The sequence below is a fragment of the Ideonella sp. FW305-24 genome, from assembly GCF_058788035.1.
In genome coordinates this window covers 21,398-40,239 of record NZ_JBYTAI010000002.1, presented here as the reverse complement: position 1 = coordinate 40,239, position 18,842 = coordinate 21,398, and the positions used below count along the sequence as shown (strand labels likewise).

General features: G+C 67.9%; 10 protein-coding genes. 6 read left to right on the top strand and 4 right to left on the bottom strand.

Annotated elements, in window-relative coordinates; translation table 11 throughout:
- Positions 1–40 precede the first annotated feature (40 nt).
- Entirely contained in the window at positions 41–1,246 is a 1,206-nt protein-coding gene (malE, locus tag AC3WR5_RS05885) for a maltose/maltodextrin ABC transporter substrate-binding protein MalE (RefSeq protein WP_492482689.1), read from the top strand.
- A 112-nt stretch (positions 1,247–1,358) separates the two neighbouring features.
- Here the strand turns inward: malE and AC3WR5_RS05880 are convergent, their stop codons facing one another.
- From AC3WR5_RS05880 to AC3WR5_RS05865, 4 genes are all read right to left on the bottom strand, one after another.
- Complete coding sequence (locus AC3WR5_RS05880) at positions 1,359–5,210, bottom strand: response regulator (protein ID WP_492482687.1); 3,852 nt, start codon at positions 5,208–5,210, stop codon at positions 1,359–1,361.
- A gap of 175 nt (positions 5,211–5,385) precedes the next feature.
- Positions 5,386–8,019, bottom strand: coding sequence for a TonB-dependent receptor (locus tag AC3WR5_RS05875; RefSeq protein WP_492482685.1), 2,634 nt, complete (start codon positions 8,017–8,019; stop codon positions 5,386–5,388).
- Positions 8,020–8,133: 114 nt separating this feature from the next.
- A complete protein-coding gene (gene dgoD, locus AC3WR5_RS05870; protein ID WP_492482683.1) occupies positions 8,134–9,282 on the bottom strand; it encodes a galactonate dehydratase in 1,149 nt (382 codons plus the stop codon).
- A gap of 129 nt (positions 9,283–9,411) precedes the next feature.
- Complete coding sequence (locus AC3WR5_RS05865) at positions 9,412–11,367, bottom strand: beta-galactosidase (RefSeq protein ID WP_492482681.1); 1,956 nt, start codon at positions 11,365–11,367, stop codon at positions 9,412–9,414.
- A 204-nt stretch (positions 11,368–11,571) separates the two neighbouring features.
- On the opposite strand from AC3WR5_RS05865, the gene AC3WR5_RS05860 reads away from it, so the two are divergent.
- The 5 genes from AC3WR5_RS05860 to AC3WR5_RS05840 are packed head-to-tail and all read left to right on the top strand — an operon-like array spanning position 11,572 to position 18,788.
- Complete coding sequence (locus AC3WR5_RS05860; protein WP_492482679.1) at positions 11,572–14,061, top strand: beta-galactosidase; 2,490 nt, start codon at positions 11,572–11,574, stop codon at positions 14,059–14,061.
- Between the two features lie 27 nt (positions 14,062–14,088).
- Positions 14,089–15,231: an ABC transporter ATP-binding protein gene (locus AC3WR5_RS05855; RefSeq protein WP_492482677.1), complete on the top strand. Its 1,143-nt coding sequence runs from the start codon at positions 14,089–14,091 to the stop codon at positions 15,229–15,231.
- Positions 15,228–16,775: a maltose ABC transporter permease MalF gene (malF, locus tag AC3WR5_RS05850; protein WP_492482675.1), complete on the top strand. Its 1,548-nt coding sequence runs from the start codon at positions 15,228–15,230 to the stop codon at positions 16,773–16,775. Before AC3WR5_RS05855 ends, malF begins: the two co-directional genes overlap by 4 nt.
- 20 nt (positions 16,776–16,795) lie before the next feature.
- Positions 16,796–17,686, top strand: a complete 891-nt coding sequence (gene malG / locus AC3WR5_RS05845) for a maltose ABC transporter permease MalG (RefSeq protein WP_492482673.1) — start codon at positions 16,796–16,798, stop codon at positions 17,684–17,686.
- A gap of 58 nt (positions 17,687–17,744) precedes the next feature.
- Entirely contained in the window at positions 17,745–18,788 is a 1,044-nt protein-coding gene (locus AC3WR5_RS05840) for a LacI family DNA-binding transcriptional regulator (protein ID WP_492482671.1), read from the top strand.
- Positions 18,789–18,842 lie beyond the last annotated feature (54 nt).

The following is an 18,842-nucleotide window of genomic DNA, read 5'->3' as shown; positions in this document are numbered from 1 at the left end:
CTTGGTCTGAATGCCACCCTTGGAGACAAAGGAGTTCCCGATGACCAGATCGCTGACCCGCCGCGCTGCGGCCCACACCTTGCTGGCTGCGGCCGCGCTCACTTCGTTGCTGGGAGCCAGCGTCGCGCACGCCGCCGATGGGAGCCTGCTGATCTGGATCAACGGCGACAAGGGTTACGAAGGCATTGCCAAGATCGCCGAGAAGTTCACGGCCGACACCGGCATTGCCGTCAAGGTCGAGCACCCCGAGGACGCCATCGCCAAGTTCGAGCAGGCCTCTGCGGCCGGCAAGGGCCCGGACATCTGGATCTGGCCGCACGACCGTGTGGGCAGCTGGATCTCGGCCGGCCTGATCGCGCCGGTCACGCCCAGCAAGAAGACAGTGGACGCGATCGACCCGCTGGCCTGGAAGGCCTGGAACATCGGCGGCAAGACCTGGGGCTACCCGCTGTCCATCGAGGCCGTGGCGCTGATCTACAACAAGGCCCTGGTGTCCACGCCGCCCACCACATGGGACGAAGTGATGGGGCTGGACAAGAAGCTCACGGCGCAGGGCAAGCACGCCGTCATGTGGCCGATGACAGAGATCTACTACTCCTACGGCCTGATGTCCGCCGGCGGCGGCTACGCCTTCAAGCGCAATGCCGACGGCACCTATGACGCCAAGGACACCGGCGTCAACAACCCCGGCGCGGTGCGCGGCATCGAGACGCTGATGTCGCTGATCAAGGCCGGCGCAATGCCCAAGACCGCCAGCTACGCCGAGGCCGAGGCAGGCGTCAACGAAGGCCGCGTGGCCATGATGATCAACGGCCCCTGGGCCTGGAACAACCTGAAGAAGAGCAAGATCAACTTCGGCGTCGCCCCGTACCCGAAGATCGACGGCAAGCAGGGCGCCCCGTTTGTTGGCGTGCTGGGCGCGATGATCGCCACCAACAGCAAGCAGAAGGAAGCCGCCAACGAATTCCTGGAGAACTACCTGCTCTCCATGGACGGCCTGAAGGCGATGAACGCCCACGTGCCACTGGGCGTGCCGGCCAACAAGGCCTACTACGCCGAGCTGAAGTCCGACCCGCTGATCGCCGGCACCTTTGCCGCCGCCCAGTCCGGCACCCCCATGCCGAACAACCCCGAGATGACCCGCTTCTGGACCGCGATGGCCGCCGCGCTGCAGAACATCACCCAGGGCCGCGAAACCGTGAAGGACGGCCTGGACCGCGCCGCCAAGCGCATCCAGGGGGAGTGATCCCCGCGGCCCCGTGCTGGCGCAACCGCTGAGCCCCAGGCGACAGTGGCTGGCATCCGGGTGGACGAGGGCAGCCAGTGCACCGTGGGCCTGCGCGTGATGCGCCGGCCGCTCAGTCGAGCGAACGCAAGGCGGCCACCAGCGGCTCAAGGCCATCGGCTGCGGCGGCCGCCCGATCAGCGATTTCGGGCTCACTGCGGCCCTTTATGCACGCCTGCTCCAGTGCCTCGGCAGCACGCTGGAGGGCGTGCGCGCCGATCTGCCCGGCCCCGCTCTTCAGGTCGTGGGCCAGGCGCATTGCGCCATCAGCGTTGCCGCTGGCCCGGGCCGCGTGAAACTTCTGGCGGAAGTCCTGTTGCTGATCGCGGAACAGGCGCAGCAGGCGGCGGTACAGCACAGCGTCGCCCATCACGGCGTCAAGCCCGGCGCTCGCATCCAGGCCGGGCACCTGATCGGGCAGCTCGGTCGCGAGCCGCGACGCTGCCGCCACGGCGATCGGCCCGGCGCCACCCGGTTGGATCCAGCGCGCGATCGTTGCGAACATTTCGTTGACCTTGATCGGCTTGGCAATGTGGTCGTTCATGCCCGCAGCCAGCACCTTCTCCCGGTCGCCAACCATGGCGTTGGCCGTCATCGCGATCACCGGCAGGTCCTTCAGCCGCGGGTCGCGGCGCAACTCGCGCGTCGCCGTGTAGCCGTCCATCACCGGCATCTGGCAGTCCATCAGCACGCCATCGAACGGTTCACGCTGCAGTCGCTCGAGCGCTTGTGCGCCGTCACCGGCAACGCTGACGACGATGCCGGCACGGCCCAGCAACTCGACCGCGACTTCGCGATTGATCAGGTTGTCCTCAACCAGCAGAATGCGCGCGCCCTTCAGACCGGCGCGGTGCGCCGAATTGACGCGCTCACGCAGGCGCGCTCGGCTGGTCGGGTCCAACATCAGGCCGAGCGCGGCGCAGCAGGCTTCGTACAGTGTCGACGGCGTGACTGGCTTGGTGAGCAGAGCTCCCACCTTCAGCGAAACCTCGTCCAGACGTCTTTCGATCTCGTCGCGGCCGAACCCCGTCAGCATCATGACGGCCGGTGCAGGGTGGCGCAGCGCGCGATCACGAATGCGGCGCACGCACTCGACACCATCCATGCCGGGCATCTTCCAGTCGACCAGCAGCAGCTGATAGGGCACATTGCTCGCATCGGCCTGCGCCATTGCCGCCAGGGCCTCCTCGCCGCTGCTGGCCGCTTCGGCATGCATGCCGAGCGCGCCGGCCATCTTGCACAAGAGTTCGCGTGCGGCTGCGTTGTCGTCGACCACGAGCACATGCGCCTGCAATGAGTCGACGGGCGTGGGTGGGTCCAACGCGGCGTCCGCTGGCAAGCCGAAGCGGGCGCTGAAATGGAAACGGCTGCCCTGCCCCGGTGTGCTCACCACCCCGATCCGGCCGCCCATCAGCTGCACCAGCTGCTGGCTGATCGCCAGCCCCAGTCCTGTGCCGCCGTAGCGGCGGCTGGTTGACGCATCGCCCTGCACGAAGGGCTGGAACAACCGGGCGCAGTCCGCGGCATCGATGCCGACTCCGGTGTCACGCACTTCGAAGCTGAGCACCACCGACGCGGCATCGCGTTCAAGCAGCTGCACGCCGATCGACACTTCGCCACGTTCGGTGAACTTGACGGCGTTGTTGCCCAGGTTCAGCAGGACCTGGCCCAAACGCGAAGGGTCGCCCAACAGCAGGGGAGGCAGTCCCGGCGGCAGCACGAGCAGCAGCTCCAGACCCTTTGCCTCGGCCTTCAGCCCCACCAGATTGCTGGTGTCGTCCAGCACCTCGGCGACGCTGAACGGGATGTGTTCGACATCGAGCTTGCCGGCCTCGATCTTGGAGAAGTCGAGGATGTCGTTGATGATGCCGAGCAAGGCCTCGGCCGAGCGATGAACCTTGGTGATGTAGCCGCGCTGCCGGGCGTCGAGATCGCTGCCGAGCGCCAGGTGTGACATGCCGATGATCGCGTTCATCGGCGTGCGGATTTCGTGGCTCATGTTGGCGAGGAACTCGCTCTTGGCCCGGTTGGCGGCCTTGGCCATTTGCTGCGACTGTTCGAGGTCGGCGGTGCGGGACCGCACGCGTTCCTCCAGACTTTGGTTGAGCAAGCGGATCTCTTCGTTGACCCGTTTGCGCGCCGTCACGTCGGAGAACACCGCGACGCCGCCGCGCGCCGCGCCTTCGGCATCGACCAGCGGACGCGCCGTCACGATCAGCCAGCGCCCTTCGGGGCAACTGGCATTGCGCAGGTACAACTCGACTGCGTCGCAGGACTGGCCGCGAACCGCACGCGCGAGCGGCAGGTCCACGACCGGGTAGGGGGTTACCTCGTCGGGCAGGTAGATGCCGAGCACCCGCGACCAGTCACGCGCGTTGACAACCTTGTCGACGGGGCCGAGGATCTGCTCGCCCGCCGGATTCATCAGGATCAGATTGCCCTGCTCGTCGGACACAGCGACGCCATCGCCAATGCTGTTGAGGATCAGTCGCAGGATGCCGGCCTGGTGCTGAATCTCGTCCTGCGATTGCGTGAGGCGGGTGTTGATCACTTCGAGCTGGCGCTGCGAGCGCCGCAGGAACACGACGAACACGATGGCCCCGGTCAGCGTGATGATGCTGCCGCCCAGCACCGTCCACAACCAGCGCTGCTGTAGCGCCCGTTGCGCCAGCTCAGCCGTCTGCTGCTCGTTGCGGCGTTCGAGCTCGGCAATCTGCCGCCGCCGGCTCTCGGATTCGTAGCGCTGCGCCAGCTCGACCATGTGGCTGCTGGCCTTCTCGCGCGCGGCCTTGTCGGTCATGTTGGAGGCTTCGAGCAGCAGCTCATAGCCTTGCCGGGCATTGCCGGCAGCCGCGACCACTGCGGCCAGCCGCCGCGCGCTTTCGCTGCGGTAGAGCGGGAAGCCGATTTGCTGTGCCAGTCGATAGGCCTCATCGGCGGCGGCGCGAGCCTCGGCCCTGCGGCCTTGCGCTTCGAAGTTGCTGCTCCGCGCGTTCAACACGAACCACTGGCCAATGAGGTTCGGGTGTTCGAGATATCGCGCGAGCACCTCGTCGAGCAATTGCCCGGTCTCGGCAAGACGACCCTGCTTGCGCAGCAACTCTGCCAGCCCGAATTGGGCAAAGCTGATGCTGAACGGCATGCCGATCGCGCGGTACAGCTTGATCGCTTCGCGACAGAGCCGTTCGCCGGCCGCCATATCGCCGAGCCCAGCCACCACGCCGCCCAAGTTGGAGAGCGCATCGGCCTCGAGCATCCTGGAGCCGGCCCGTTGCGCCTGCACTCGCATTTGTTCGAAATGCTCGCGAGCCTCTGCAAGGCGACCGCTCTGGTTGAACGAGATGCCCAGACCCTGGTGTGCGTAGGCCAGCACACGCGGCTGGCTCGTGCGCTGGGCGATCTCCATCGCCTGCATCGTCATCGTGACCGACTCGTTGACCTGGCCGATACGGCGGTACGACATCGCCATGCGCAGCATCGCCTCGCCGAGCAGGTCGGGCCGGTCGACCCCATCGAGCACGGCCAGGCCTTGCGTCGTGGCTGCCACGGCGGCGTCGATGCGGGCCTGGTTGATCGCGCTCAGCGCGATGTTGAGTTCGGCCTCGGCCTGTCCGACACGATCGTCCGATGCCTTGGCGAGCGCCAGCGCCGCGCTCGCATGCCCGGCCCCGGCTTCGGTCTGCGCGAGATAGACCTCGGCGCGCGCCACCAGGTTCAGCGCCCGGGCCCGGTCCACCGGCGAGGCGTCCACGGGCAGCGCCGCCAACAATTGCTGTGCCTGTTGAAGGGCACGTGGCGCGTCGTTTTCGACCAGCTCGCGGGCCTGGGTGGCCTCGAGATTCCAGGCGGCGTTGGGCGGGATTGACGATGCGACGGCATGGTTCATGCCGATCAACAAGGCGTTCAAGACGATCACGCTGGACATCCGCCATGCTGCGAGTCGTCGACCAGGTGTCTGCATACCGCCCACTGCCACTCCCGATCAATCCATTGACACTTCTTCGAGACGACGGCCGCCGCCGATGCGGCCAGGTTGCCATTGTCGCGCCAGCAGGCGGCTGCCTGTCCTGCTTTAGAAGCGCATTTGCAGCTGGGCGGTCTCAGAAGCGGAGCGTCGCGCCGAGGCCGATCTGAATGTCGTTGATCCAGGCGCTCTGCGGTCGTGTCGCGACCGTGTAGTACGAAGTCCGGCGCGTGTTCAGCAGGTTGCTGCCTTCGAGCGCAAGCGTGAGTTGTGTGCTGACCTTCCAGCGCAGCGACGCATCCAGCCAGCCGTAGCCGCGCGTGTAGACAGGTTGCGAGCCCAGGTTGACGATGTTGGTGATCCCGCTCAAGAACCGGCTTCGCCAGTTGTAGGCGATGCGGGCCGACACCTGGCCGAATTCGTACAGACCGATCAGGTTGCAGCTGTTCTTCGAAAAGTTCTGCAGCGGCAGCCCGGTGCCCCGCATTTCGCTGTCCACGTAGGTGTAGTTGGCCTGCAGTCCCAGCCCGCGCCAGGCGCCCGGCAGCCAGTCGAAAAACTGCTGGTAGCCGATCTCCAGGCCGCGCACGTCGGCCATCGGCCCGTTCTGCGGCCGGCTCACCTGGTAGGTCACGCCGTCATGGGTCTCGGGATCGCTTACCGTCGTGACGAAGCCATCGACCTTCTTCACGAACCCGGTCAGATGGGCCAAGGTGGTGGCACTGAAGTAGGTCTCCAGCGCCAGGTCGAGGTTGCGCGAGCGCACCGGCGCCAGCCCGGGGTTGCCGGCAGCGCCCTGGTTGAGGGTCGGGTCGACCGAGTTGCGGACCAAGGTCACCGACGGCGACAGCTGGTCGAAGTTCGGCCGCGTCAGGGTCTTGGATGCGGCGGCGCGCAGCTGCCATCCGGGCGCCGGCCGGTAGCGCAGATTCACGCTGGGCAGCAGGTCGACGTAGCTGCTGGCGATCGTGATCGGCGCGGTGCTGCCGGTGGCGGGCAGCGCCTGATTGCCGTCGACGGACTCGCTGGTGCGCACGATGCGCAGGCCTGCGTTGCCGTCCAGCGGCCAGGCCGAGGCCTTGAACACCGTTGCCGCATAGGCCGCCTGGGTGTCCTCGCGAATCGTCCACAGGCCCAGCGGGTTGCCGCCGGCGGGGATCGGCGTGGTGATGCCGAAGGCTCTGCGGTAGGTCACCGCATCGCGGGCCGCGTCGAGGTTGCCGACGATGTAGTGCGCCAGGCTGTTCGAAGATCCCGTGCCGAGAAAATCGCCATAGGGATTGGGAACTGCAAAACCGGCCTGGTCCGCGGCCGACACCCCGGACACGGGCGCATCGGCGAAGACCAGCCCGGGGCTGTCGGTTGCGCCGCGCCGCGCGAAGCGCAACCCGGCCTCCAGCGTCCGCAAAAAGCTGCCTTGCAGCACTTGTTCGAGATCGATCGTCCCGGCGGCAAGGTGGCCCTCGAACGGGCGAGTGCGGTAAGCGATCGAGCTGACCTGGAAGTTGTGCGGATCGAGCAGATCGGTTCCGCCGACCCGGGTGAACGGTACCGGCGTCGACACGTCCTGCGTGAAGCTCGCGGCCGTTCCCGCGAGCGTCGGACCCGAAAAGAACAGGTGGTTGAAGCTCCGCGCGTGACTGAGGTCGAGCTTGAGGGTCGTGGCTTCATCGCGCCAACTGCCGCCAAGCGCGGCACTGCGGGTGCGGTCGGTGGTGTCGCGCGCGAAGCTGAGGATGGAGATCGGTGCGTTGGTCCAGGTGATGCGCCGCACGTCGCTGGTGCCCGGGAACAGTTGCACACTGTCTGCCTGAAACGTTGGTGCGGCCGACGCATTGATCTGGTACGAGTCCTGCCGCGTGGCCAGCCGCGCGCTGGTGGCCTCGGCATAGAGTTCGAGCTGCTCGTTCGGCCGCCATTGCAGCACGCCCGCAATGCCGGTGCGCCGACGCAGGCCGACACTCGTGGCTTCCGACGTGCTGCTGGCCACGTTGACGATCTGGCCCGCCACGATGTCGCTGCGCGCGATGGGATTGCCGGTGCTTTTCTGATCTTCGCGCCATGCACGGTCCTGGCGCGAAACGTTCACGAGCAGGCCGAACTCGCCGGCGCCGGCCGTCTGCCAGCGGTCGGACGCCAGCACCGAAAACTGGTTCGCCCCGGCCTGTGCGAGCTGCGAGTCCACACGCCGCAGCGAGATGGCCGCCTCGCGCCCGGCGAAGTCGAAGGGCCGGCGGGTGCGCATGTCCACGAGGCCGCCAATGCCGCCTTCGATCTGGGACGCCGACGAAGTCTTGTACACGCGAAGGCTGGCCAGCATCTCGGCGGGAATGTCGGCAAATTCGAGGTTTCTCCCGGTCCCTGCACTGAAGACCTCCCGGCCGTTCAGCGTCGTCTGCATCTGCGTGAGGCCGCGGATGGCGGCGGCGGTGCCGTCGCCCCGGTCACGTGCGATCTGGACGCCGGTGACGCGCTGCAGCGCATCGGTCACGCTGAAGTCCGGCAGTTTCAGGATGTCGTCGGCGAGCACCGCATCGACGACCTCCAGTGAATTGCGTTTCAGCTGCTGGGCCGACTTCAGACTGGCGCGGGTTCCGGTGACGACGACCTGAGCCAGCTGCTCCGTTGAGCCAGCCGTGGCCGGCGAGGGCTCCGGATCGACCGGTTGGCCACAGGCCCACAGCGGTGACGCCGCCGCAAGCAGCCCGGCAAGTGTCCGGCGCGAAGCCTGCGCCGGGTGAGGGCTGGAGCCAGGAGCAAGCGTCGTCACACACATTCTCATGGTGTCAATACTTCACGCTTTACCGCATCGATTTCCGTCGCCTATTGTGTACCCCATTTCTCGGATGGCGGCGCGAAGCCTCAGGTCATGCCGATTGCCGTCTCACCACTCCGCCACGCTCCCGTCCTTGTGGCGCCAGATGGGGTTGTGCCAATCGGGCGCGTTCTTGGCGGCGTGGATCACGCGTTCTTCGTCCACTTCCACGCCCAGGCCTGGCTTGGGCAGCGCGTGGATGTAGCCGTTGTCGATTCGGAAGTCTTCCTTGTTGATCACGTAGTCCAGCAGTTCGGCACCCTTGTTGTAGTGGATGCCCATGCTCTGCTCCTGCAGCACGGCGTTGTGCGAGACGAAGTCGACCTGCAGGCAGGCGGCGAGTGCCACCGGGCCGAGCGGGCAGTGCGGTGCAAAGGCCACGTCGTAGGCCTCGGCCATCGAGGCGATCTTGTGGCATTCGGTGATGCCGCCGGCGTGCGACAGGTCCGGCTGCACGATGGCGATGCCGCCGGCTTCGAGCACGCGCTTGAACTCGAAGCGCGAGTACATGCGCTCGCCGGCGGCCAGCGGGATGCTGGTGGACGCGGCCAGGCGCGCGTAGTGCTCGGCCTGTTCGGCCAGCACCGGCTCTTCGACGAACAACGGGCGGAACGGCTCCAGCGCCTTCAGCAACGGCTTGGCCATGGGCGCGGAGACGCGGCCGTGGAAGTCGATGCCGAAGCTGACCTGGGTGCCCAGCGCGTCGTGCACGCCGGCGATCTTGGCCACGGCCGTGTCAATGGCGCGCGGCGTGTCCAGCAGGCCGAATTCCTCGGTGCCGTTGAGCTTGAAGGTGTCGAAGCCGCCTTCCATCAGGCGCTGCATGTCGGCCACGATGTCGGCCGGCCGGTCGCCGCCGACCCAGCTGTAGACCTTCATCTTGTCGCGCACCAGGCCGCCCAGCAGCTGGTAGACCGGTACGCCCAGGGCCTTGCCCTTGATGTCCCACAGCGCCTGGTCAATGCCGGCGATGGCGCTCATCAGGATCGCGCCACCGCGGTAGAAATGGCCGCGGTACATGGTCTGCCACAGGTCGTTGATGCGCATTGGGTCCTGGCCGATCAGGGTCTCGGCGAATTCCTGCACGGCGGCTTCGACAGTGCGGGCCCGGCCTTCAAGCACGGGCTCGCCCCAGCCGGTGATGCCTTCATCGGTCTCGACCTTGAGGAACATCCAGCGCGGGGCAACGCGGTAGGTGGTGAGGCGGGTGATCTTCATCTCAACTTCTCTTCGGGGGATCTTCGGGGAGTGGTGGCCTGGCGGGCAGAACATCGCACAAGTGGATGGCGCCGGGGTGGCCAATACCGGCAATGTGCCACGGCCAGGCGGCCCGGGTCGACAAAGGGCTCAGTCCAGCCACCAGGCAGCCACGCCGCCGGCTTCCAGTACCGGGCCGCCGAGCACGAAGCGTGCGTCGGCCGGCGCGGGCAGCTGCACCGCTTGCTCGCCATAGTGGACGGCGAACTGCAGCCTGCCGCGCCGCCGCAGCCGCAGGCCTTCGGGCAGCGGCTGCGCAGGCAGGCCGGCCGCGCTTGCGGCGCGGGCCATCACCGCGCCCAGTCCCGCGTCGCACAGCCAGCCGCTCACATAGCGAGCAGCGCCGTGTTGCACGACGGCCGCGTGGCCGTCCGGGTAGCTTGCCTCGGCCGTCAACCCGGCCGGCAGGTCCAGCACGTCGCGCCAGCGCGTCACTTGGGCCGACGTGTCGCCCAGCGAGACTGGCAGCGCAATGCCGGGCCGCAGGCCTTCGACCGCGGTGACGCGCAGACCTGGGAAGAGGGCGCGCAGCGGCCCGGGGGGCAGGCCTTCGGCAATGTGCATCTCGGCCGTGCGCGAGCCGCTGCGCGGGCCGAACACCAGCTGCGCGCCGCTGCGCTGCAGGCGGTCCACGAAATCCGGCGAGACGACTGGCAGCGTGGGCACCGCCACCAGCTGGTAGCCGCTGAAATCGGCCGAGGCCGGCAGCACGTCCACGTCCAGCCCCAGGCGGCGCAGCGCGCTGTACCAGCGCAGCTGCAGCGTGTGCACCTCGAAGTCGGCGCTGTTGGGCAAGGCGTCGATCGCCCACTTGCCGGCGTAGTCCACCACCAGCGCCACGCGCGCCGGCCGGCTGGTTTCCACCGGCACGGTGGCCAGCTCGCGCGCCACCTGCGCGGCCTCTTCGCCGCCGGTGGCCAGCAGGTTGTCGGGCGTGTTCAGGCCGGAGTGCAGCTGCTCTTGCGCGTACGGCACCTGGCGCCAGCGGAAGTAGGAGACCAGCTCGGCGCCGTGCGCAAAGGCCTCCCAGGTCCACGCGCGCACCATGCCGGGCAGCGGCAGCGCGTTCCAGGGCGCCCAGTTCACAGCGCCGGCCTGCTGCTCCATCACCCACCAGCGGCCACCGGCGACCACGCCGCGGTAGAGGTCGTGGTTGAACGCCGCGATGTCCGGGTGGCCGGTGCGCCGGTGGGCCAGCTTCTCGGCTTCGCTGGCCACGTTCATGCCGTCCAGGTGGCCCAGCGGGTAGCTGTCCCAGCTGGCAATGTCCAGGTCGCGGCCCATCTCGTGGTGCTCGAAGTTGCCGAAGAAACCCATGAAGTTGTGCAGCACCGGCCGGCCCAGCGCGTGCCGGCGCAGGATCTCGACCTGCATGCGGTTGTAGCGCAGCACCTCGTCGGAAGCGAAGCGCTGGAAGGCCAGCAGCTGCGAGGGGTTGGGCGGTGCCGGCATCGCCACCGGCAGGCCCACGTCGTCGAAGCTGCCGTAAGTCATGCTCCAGAAGACATTGCCCCAGGCCTGGTTCAGCGCTTCGATGCTGCCGTAGCGCTCGGCCAGCCAGGCGCGGAAGCGCTTCAGCGCGCCCTGCGAGTAGGACACGGTGGTGTCGTGGCAGCCGTATTCGTTGTCGGTCTGCCAGGCGATCACGGCCGGGTGGCGGCCATAGCGCTCGGCCATCGCCGTCACCACGCGGGCGCTGGCGGTGTGGAAGGTCTCGCTGGAAAAGCAGTAGTGGCGGCGCGAGCCGAACTGCTTGGTGCACCCATGTGCATCCACTGCCAGCACGTCCGGATGCTGCTCGACCAGCCACTGCGGCGGCGCGGCGGTCGGCGTGCCCAGCACGACTTCCAGCCCGGCTTCGGCCAGCGTGTTGACTGCCCGGTCCAGCCAGTCCCACTCGAAGCGGCCGGGGGCCGGCTCGATCAGCGCCCAGGCGAACTCGGCGATGCGCACCGTTGACAGGCCCAGCTCGGCCATGCGGCGCGCGTCCGAGGCCCACAGCGATTCGTCCCACTGCTCGGGGTAGTAACAGACGCCCAGCTTCATGGCGCAGGCCCAGGAAAAGTTTTGATGTGCATAGATTAAACGCTTAATCCTTTGCCCGTCAATGGCGGTCTTGCCGGCCACGCGGCCCGTTCTAACTGGGCCGAAAACGTTGAGGGTTTTCCCGCTGGCTCGGGCGGAATGCAGCCGACACACTGCCGGAAGTTAATCGCTTAACAAGGCATTCCGCCTTCATTCCCTGCGCCGATGAACCTCCCGTCTTCCCTCCCGCTGAGCGGCCCGCTGGGCTTGCAGCTGCCGCCCGCACCGGCGCGTGCCGAATCCGGTTTCCTGAACCTGGGGCAGTACCCGCAGGCCGACCGGAGCCTGGCCGTCAACAGCCGCTGGCTGACGCTGGACGGCAAGCCGTGGATGCCGGTGATGGGCGAGTTCCACTACTCGCGCTTCCCGGAAAACGAGTGGCGCACCGAACTGCTGAAGATGGCCGCTGGCGGCGTGCACATCGTCGCCAGCTACGTCTTCTGGAACCACCACGAGGAACGCCGCGGCGAGTTCGTCTGGACCGGGCAGCGCAACCTGCGCCGCTTCGTCGAGCTGGTGGCCGAAGCGGGGCTGCTGTTCTACCTGCGGCCCGGTCCCTGGGTACATGCCGAGGCGCGCTACGGCGGCCTGCCGGACTGGGTGATGGCGCAAGGCCCGGTGCGCAACAACGATGCAGCCTACCTGGCGGCCGTGCGCGCCTTCTACGGCCAGATCGGCGCGCAGCTGCGCGGCCTGCTGTGGTGCGATGGCGGCCCGGTGATCGGCCTGCAGCTGGAAAACGAATACGACCAGGTTGGCCCCGGCCGCGGTGCCGAGCACATCGAGGCGCTGCGCCACATCGCCATCGACAGCGGCCTGACCGTGCCGCTCTACACGGTGACCGGCTGGCCCACGCTGGACATTCCCGAGCGCGAGGTCATCCCCGTCTCCGGCGCCTATGCCGACGGCTTCTGGAGCGGCGCCACCGAACCGCTGCCACCGTCTGGCGTGTTCCTGTTCGACACCAGCCGCGCCATCGGCGAAATGGGCAATGTCGGCGGCACACCGGCCGAAGGCCGCATTGACCCGTCGCACTACCCGTTTTTCCTCGCCGAAGCTGGCGGCGGCATGCACGTGTCCTACCACCGCCGCCCGGTCGTCACGCTGCAGGATGTGGCCGCCACCGCGCTGGTGCAGGTCGGCTCCGGGGCCAACCTCTATGGGTATTACATGTACCACGGCGGTTGCAACCCTGCCGCCCTGGTGCCCGGCGCGCGCCTGCAGGAAACTCAGGACACCGGCTACCCGAACGACGTGCCGGTGCTGAACTACGACTTCCGCACCCCGCTGGGCCAGTACGGCCAGGTGCGCGCTTCCTATGGCCGGCTGCGCTGCCTGCACCAGTTCATGGCCGCGTTTGGCGATGAGCTGGCCGCGATGGAAGCTGTGCTGCCCGCCGAGCGCGCCAGCGGCCCGGAGGACCGCACCCGCCTGCGCGCCTCGTTGCGCGGCGCCGGTGACAGCGGCTTCCTGTTTGTCAACAACCACCTGCGCCACCACCCGCTGCCAGCCTTCTCCGGTGTGCAGTTTGAAGTGCAACATGGCGGTGGCAAGGCACTGCTGCCGGCCGCACCCGTCCAGGTGCCCAGCGGCCTGAGCTTCATCTGGCCCATCGGCCTGCGCCTGGGCGCCGCGCGCCTGGCCCACGCCACGGTGCAGCCGCTCACGCGCTGGACCGAGCCGGACGGCACGCAGGTGCTGGTCGCGTTTGCGCTGCCGGAGTTCGGCGCCAAGCTGCACTTCGAGGCGGCGTCAATTGAGGTCACTGATTCAATGCCGGGCGATGAAATCCAGCAGGGCGCCCAAGGCTGGCAGCTGGACATCGCCGTCACCATCGCGCCGCGCCTGCTTCGCGTGACCGATGCCACCGGCGCGGTCCACAGCGTCGTGCTGCTGCCGCAGGCGCTGGCCGACCAATGCCTGCACGCGAAGCTGAATGGCCGCGACCGGCTGCTGATCAGCCCGCAGCCGCTCTACCTGGACGGCGACGAGGCGGTGGTCTCGGTGGCCGACGACGGCCTGGCGCAAGTGCAGGTGTGGCCGGCGAACGAGGTGGCTGCAGGCTCCGCCGTGCGGATTGCTTCGCTGCCCGCGCGGGTGCCAGGCGAGGTGGCGCTCGCGCTGCTGCAGGACAACCCGAGCCCGCCGCCCGTGCGCCTGGGCCCGCACGTGGCCTGGCGCGGCAAGTCCACGCCGCTGGCGCCGGACGACGAGGCTTACGCCCAGGCCACGCGCTGGCGCCTGGACCTGCCGGCCGAGCTGGCGCAAGGCCCTGGCCGCGTGATGCTGGTGCTGGACTACCTGGGCGACGCGGCGAGGCTGTATGCCGACGGTGAGCTGGTGGACGACCATTTCTACGACGGCGAGCCGTGGCAGATTGGCGTGGACCGTTTTGTCGTGCAAGGGAACGCCGGGCCGTCCCAAGTTGCCTTGTCCCCCACGGGGGGCGGGCTGGGTATCGCCCAGCCCTGGGGGCACTCAGATGGCCGCTGGCCGGTGCTGGAACTGGCGGTGCTGGCGGCCGACCCCGAAGCGCCCATCTTCCTCGAAGCCTTCGCGCGCGAGCGCTTGCGCGAGGTGGGTGGGCGGCCCACGCTGGCCAGCGTGGCGCTGCACACGCGGCGCGAACTGCGCTTGCCACTTCAGTTGGCATGAGCCTCTGACAACCGAATCGGAAATCCCATGGCCAGTGTGACCCTGGAACATTTGTTCAAGCGCTACGACGGCGGCGCCGACATCGTGCGCGACGTTTCGCTCGACATTGCGGACGGCGAGTTCTGCGTCTTCGTCGGCCCCAGCGGCTGCGGCAAGTCCACGCTGCTGCGCATGATTGCCGGGCTGGAAGACATCACCGGCGGCACGCTTCGCATCGGCGGCAAGCCTGTCAACGACCTGGCGCCCTCGGAGCGCGACGTGGCCATGGTGTTCCAGAACTACGCGCTGTACCCCCACCTCAGCGTGTCGCAGAACATCTCGTTTGGGCTCAAGCTCTCCGGCATGAAAAGCCCGGAAATCCGCACCCGCGTCGGGCAGATCGCGAAGGTGCTGGAGATCGAGCACCTGCTGGAGCGCAAGCCGCGCGCGCTGTCTGGCGGGCAGCGGCAGCGGGTGGCGATTGGACGGGCGCTGGTGCGCAACCCGGGCGTGTTCCTGTTCGACGAGCCGCTGTCCAACCTGGACGCCGCGCTGCGCACCCAGACCCGGCTGGAGATTGCGCGCATGCACCGCGAATACGGCCGCGCCAGCACCGTCTACGTCACGCACGACCAGGTCGAGGCCATGACGCTGGGCGACAAGATCGTGCTGCTGCACACCGGTGAGGACATGACGCGCCACGGCAGCGTCGCCCAGGTCGGCACGCCGATGGACCTGTACCAGCACCCGCGCAACCTGTTCGTGGCCCGCTTCATCGGCTCGCCGCAGATGAACCTGCTGAGCGCGCAGGTGGTGTCGCTGGCGCCGAGCGGCGTCACGGTCGCGCTGCGCGACGGCACGCAGGTGACGGCCGGTGTCTCGCCCGATGGCCTGGCGATGGGCGCCAAGGTTACGCTGGGCGTGCGCAGCGAGCACCTGTCGCTGTGCGAGTCGGCCAGCGACAACGTGCTGAGTGGCCGCATCCAGTGGGTCGAGCACCTGGGCGACACCACCTTCGCCTACGTGGACGCCGCGCACGGCGGCACGCCCGAGCGCGCGCTGGTCGTGCGCCTGCCGGGCGACAGCGCGGTGCTGGTGGGCGACGCGGTGGGCCTGCGGCTGCCGACCGAGCACCTGCACGTGTTCGGCGAAGACGGCCTCGCATTGCGGCGCCTGGTAGCCCGGCCGTGACTGCGCTGAGCATGCGCAAGGTGGAAGTCCCTTCGCCTCGCTTCAGCCGGCTGCATGCGGTGGTGGTGCTGCTGGGTGTGCTGGCATTGCTGGCAGCGCTGGCCATCGTCGTGCTGCTGCTGGCGGCGCACCAGCCGGCCGCGGCCGCCGGCGTGATGGCGGTGCTGGGCGTGGCGGTCTTCATCTACCTGTCGCCGCGTTTCTACGCCTGGCGCTACGTGGTGCCGGGCATGCTGGCGGCGCTGGTCTTCATCGTCGTGCCCATGGGCTACACGGTGGCGATCAGCTTCACCAACTACAGCTCGGACCACCTGCTCACCTTCGAGCGTGCCACCGAAGTGCTGCTGAGCCGCAGCAACAGCGACGGCGCCGGGCTGGACTTCAAGCTGCTGGAAGACGCCAACCGCTACCGCTTGGCCTTTACCGATGAGGCCGGCCAGCACTACCTCAGCGCGCCTTTTTCGCCAGGCGCGGTGCAGCGCGTGAAGTCTGAAGCAGTGGCCGACGAGCCCGCCGGCACCGCGCTGCCGCTCAAGCGCGTGATCGCGCTGCAGGAGGCGCTGAAGCAGGTCACCGCCGTGCTGCCGGACGGCACCGAGCTGCACCAGAGCAGCCTGCGCCGCTTTGCCGCCAGCCGCCCGGCCTACACCCGCAACGCCGACGGCACGCTGACCGACAACGCCGACGGCGTGCGCATCCAGGCCAACTGGGCCGCAGGCTACTGGCAGCGGGCCGACGGAAAGACGCTGCAGCCCGGCTTTCGCGCTTCTGTGGGCTGGCACAACTACGTGCGCATCTTCACCGAGCAGCGCTTCCTCGAACCCTTCCTGCGCGTGTTCGCGTGGACGGTGAGCTTCGCCGCCCTCAACACGCTGTTCACCTTCGCCATTGGCGTGGTGCTGGCAGTCGCGCTGAACTGGGACGCGCTGCGCGGGCGCAACTTCTACCGGCTGATGCTGTTCCTGCCTTATGCGGTGCCGGCCTTCATCTCCATCCCGGTGTTCCGCGGCCTGTTCAACGAAAACCTGGGCGAGATCAACCTGGTGCTGGACCAGTTGTTCGGCATCCGCCCCGGCTGGTTCTCGGATGCGACGCTGGCGCGCAGCATGGTGCTGCTGGTCAATGCGTGGCTGGGCTATCCGTACATGATGATTCTGTCGATGGGCCTGATCAAGGCGATCCCCGACGAGCTGTACGAAGCCTCGGCGCTGGCCGGCGCCGGCCCGCTGACCAACTTCTTCCGCATCACGCTGCCGCTGATCGCCCGGCCCATCGCGCCGCTGCTCATTGCATCGTTTGCGACCAACTTCAACAACCTGACGCTGATCGCGCTGCTGACCAACGGCGCGCCGGATTACCTGGACACCGCCGTGCCTGTGGGCGCCACCGACCTGTTGGCGTCCTACACCTACCGCATCGCCTTCCAGGACTCGGGGCAGAACTACGCGCTGGCCTGCGCGATCTCGTCCATCGTGTTCCTGATCGTCGCGACGCTGGCGATCGTGAACCTGAAGGTGTTCAAGGTCGGGCGCGAGCAGCGTTGATTAATTGAGGTAACTTATTCATGGCCATCGTCCTGAAGAAGTCCCAGCGCTGGCGCGTGCTGGGCATGCACGTGGCGCTGCTGGCCTTCATCGGCCTGACCATCACGCCCTTCCTGATGATCCTGTCGATCTCGCTGCGGCCGGGCAACTTCGCCGGCGGGCACCTGATCCCGCCGGAGATCAGCTTCGAGCACTGGAAGCTGGCGCTGGGCATCTCCTACCAGGATGCCGACGGGCAGATGATCCACCCGCCGTTCCCTGTCCTGCAGTGGATCCTGAACTCGTTCAAGGTGGCCGGCATCTCGGCCACCGTCTCGCTGCTGCTGTCCATCACCAGCGCCTATGCGTTTGCGCGCATGCGCTTTCGCGGCCGCGACGCGACGCTGAACGCCTTGCTGCTGCTGCAGATGTTCCCCTCGGTGCTGGCGCTGGTGGCCATCTACGCGCTGTTCGACCGCATCGGCGAGGCCGTGCCCTGGCTGGGCCTGAACAGCCACTGGAGCCTGGCACTGGCCTACACCGGCGGCGTGGCCCAGCACATCTGGCTGATCAAGGGCTATTACGACAGCGTGCCCGGCGAACTGGAAGAGGCCGCCGCGGTAGACGGCGCGACACCGCTGCAGGCCTTCGTCTACGTGCTGCTGCCGATGGCGCTGCCCATCCTGGTGGTCGTCTTCGTGTTGGCTTTCCTGGGCGGCATGATCGAATACCCCATCGCCTCGGTGCTGATGCACGACGAGGACAAGCTGACGCTGGCCGTCGGCTCGCGGCTGTTCCTGTTCAACCAGCGCTACCTCTGGGGCGACTTCGCCGCCACCGCCATCCTGGCCGGCCTGCCGCTGACGCTGCTGTTCCTGGTCACGCAGCGCTGGCTGGTCTCGGGCCTCACCTCTGGCTCGGTGAAGGGCTAAGTTTGTATCCAGTCGTTTATCCTGCCCCGCATGAACCCTTCTTCTCGCTGTTTCCCGCATGACCACGCTGGCTGAAGTCGCCCGCAAGGCCGGCGTCACCGCGGCCACGGTGTCCAACGTGCTGCGCGAGCGCGGCAAGGTGAGTGTCGAAACCCGTGAGCGGGTGCTGGCCGCTGTGCGCGAGCTGGGCTACCGGCCCAACCTGACGGCGCGTGCGCTGGCCGAGGGCCAGCCGCAGACCGTGGCGCTGATGGTCTCCAGCATTGCCAACCCTTTCTACCCGGCGTTTGCGTTGGCGGTGGAGCGCGCGGTGCGCAAGCTCGGCTATTTCCTGATCGTCTGCAACACCAACGACGACCCCGAGCAGGAGCGCGCCTACCTGGACGCAATCGCCGGTTCGCTGGCGCGCGGTGTGCTGGTGATGAACGCCGATTTCGTGCAGATCGACGAACTGGTCAAGCTGCGCGAGCGTGGTGTGCCGGTCGTGCTGTGCATGTGGGAAAAGCCGGACCAGCCGCCGCCGCTGCCCAGTGTCGCGGTGGACTTCTTCCGCGCCGGCATGATCGCCGCCGAACACCTGGTCAAGCTGGGCCACCGGCGCATTGGCGTGGTGATGGGCAGCGAGCTGAGTGGCAACCACATCTGGCGCTACCGCGGCTTTCTGGAAGGCCTGAAGCGGGCGGGCCTGGAGCTGCCAGAAGGCCATACCGTGTTCGGGCACGACACCATCGACGCAGGCCGCAACGCCGGCCATGCGCTGCTGGCCGCGGTGCCGGACCTGACAGCCGTCTTCGCTTCCAACGACCTGCCCGCACTCGGCGTGCTGCAGGCCGCCGCCGAAGTCGGGCTGGACGTGCCGGGCGACCTCTCGGTCATCGGCATCACCGACATCGCGCTGGCGCACCAGGTGCGCCCGGCGCTGACCACGGTGGCCGTGCCCATCGACGAGTCGGCCGAACTGGCGGTGGAACTGATCACGCAGATGATCCGCGAGAGTGGCGCGCCCGGCGGCCAGCCGCCGCTGCGCGAGGCCTCGGTGCCGAGGTTGGTGGTGCGCGCGTCGACCGGGCGGGCCGGCAAGGCCGCGGCCGGCACGAAATAGCCCCATCCCCCTAGCTTGGGTAGGCGGGGCTTTCGGCGCCCTGTTTGGGCTCGG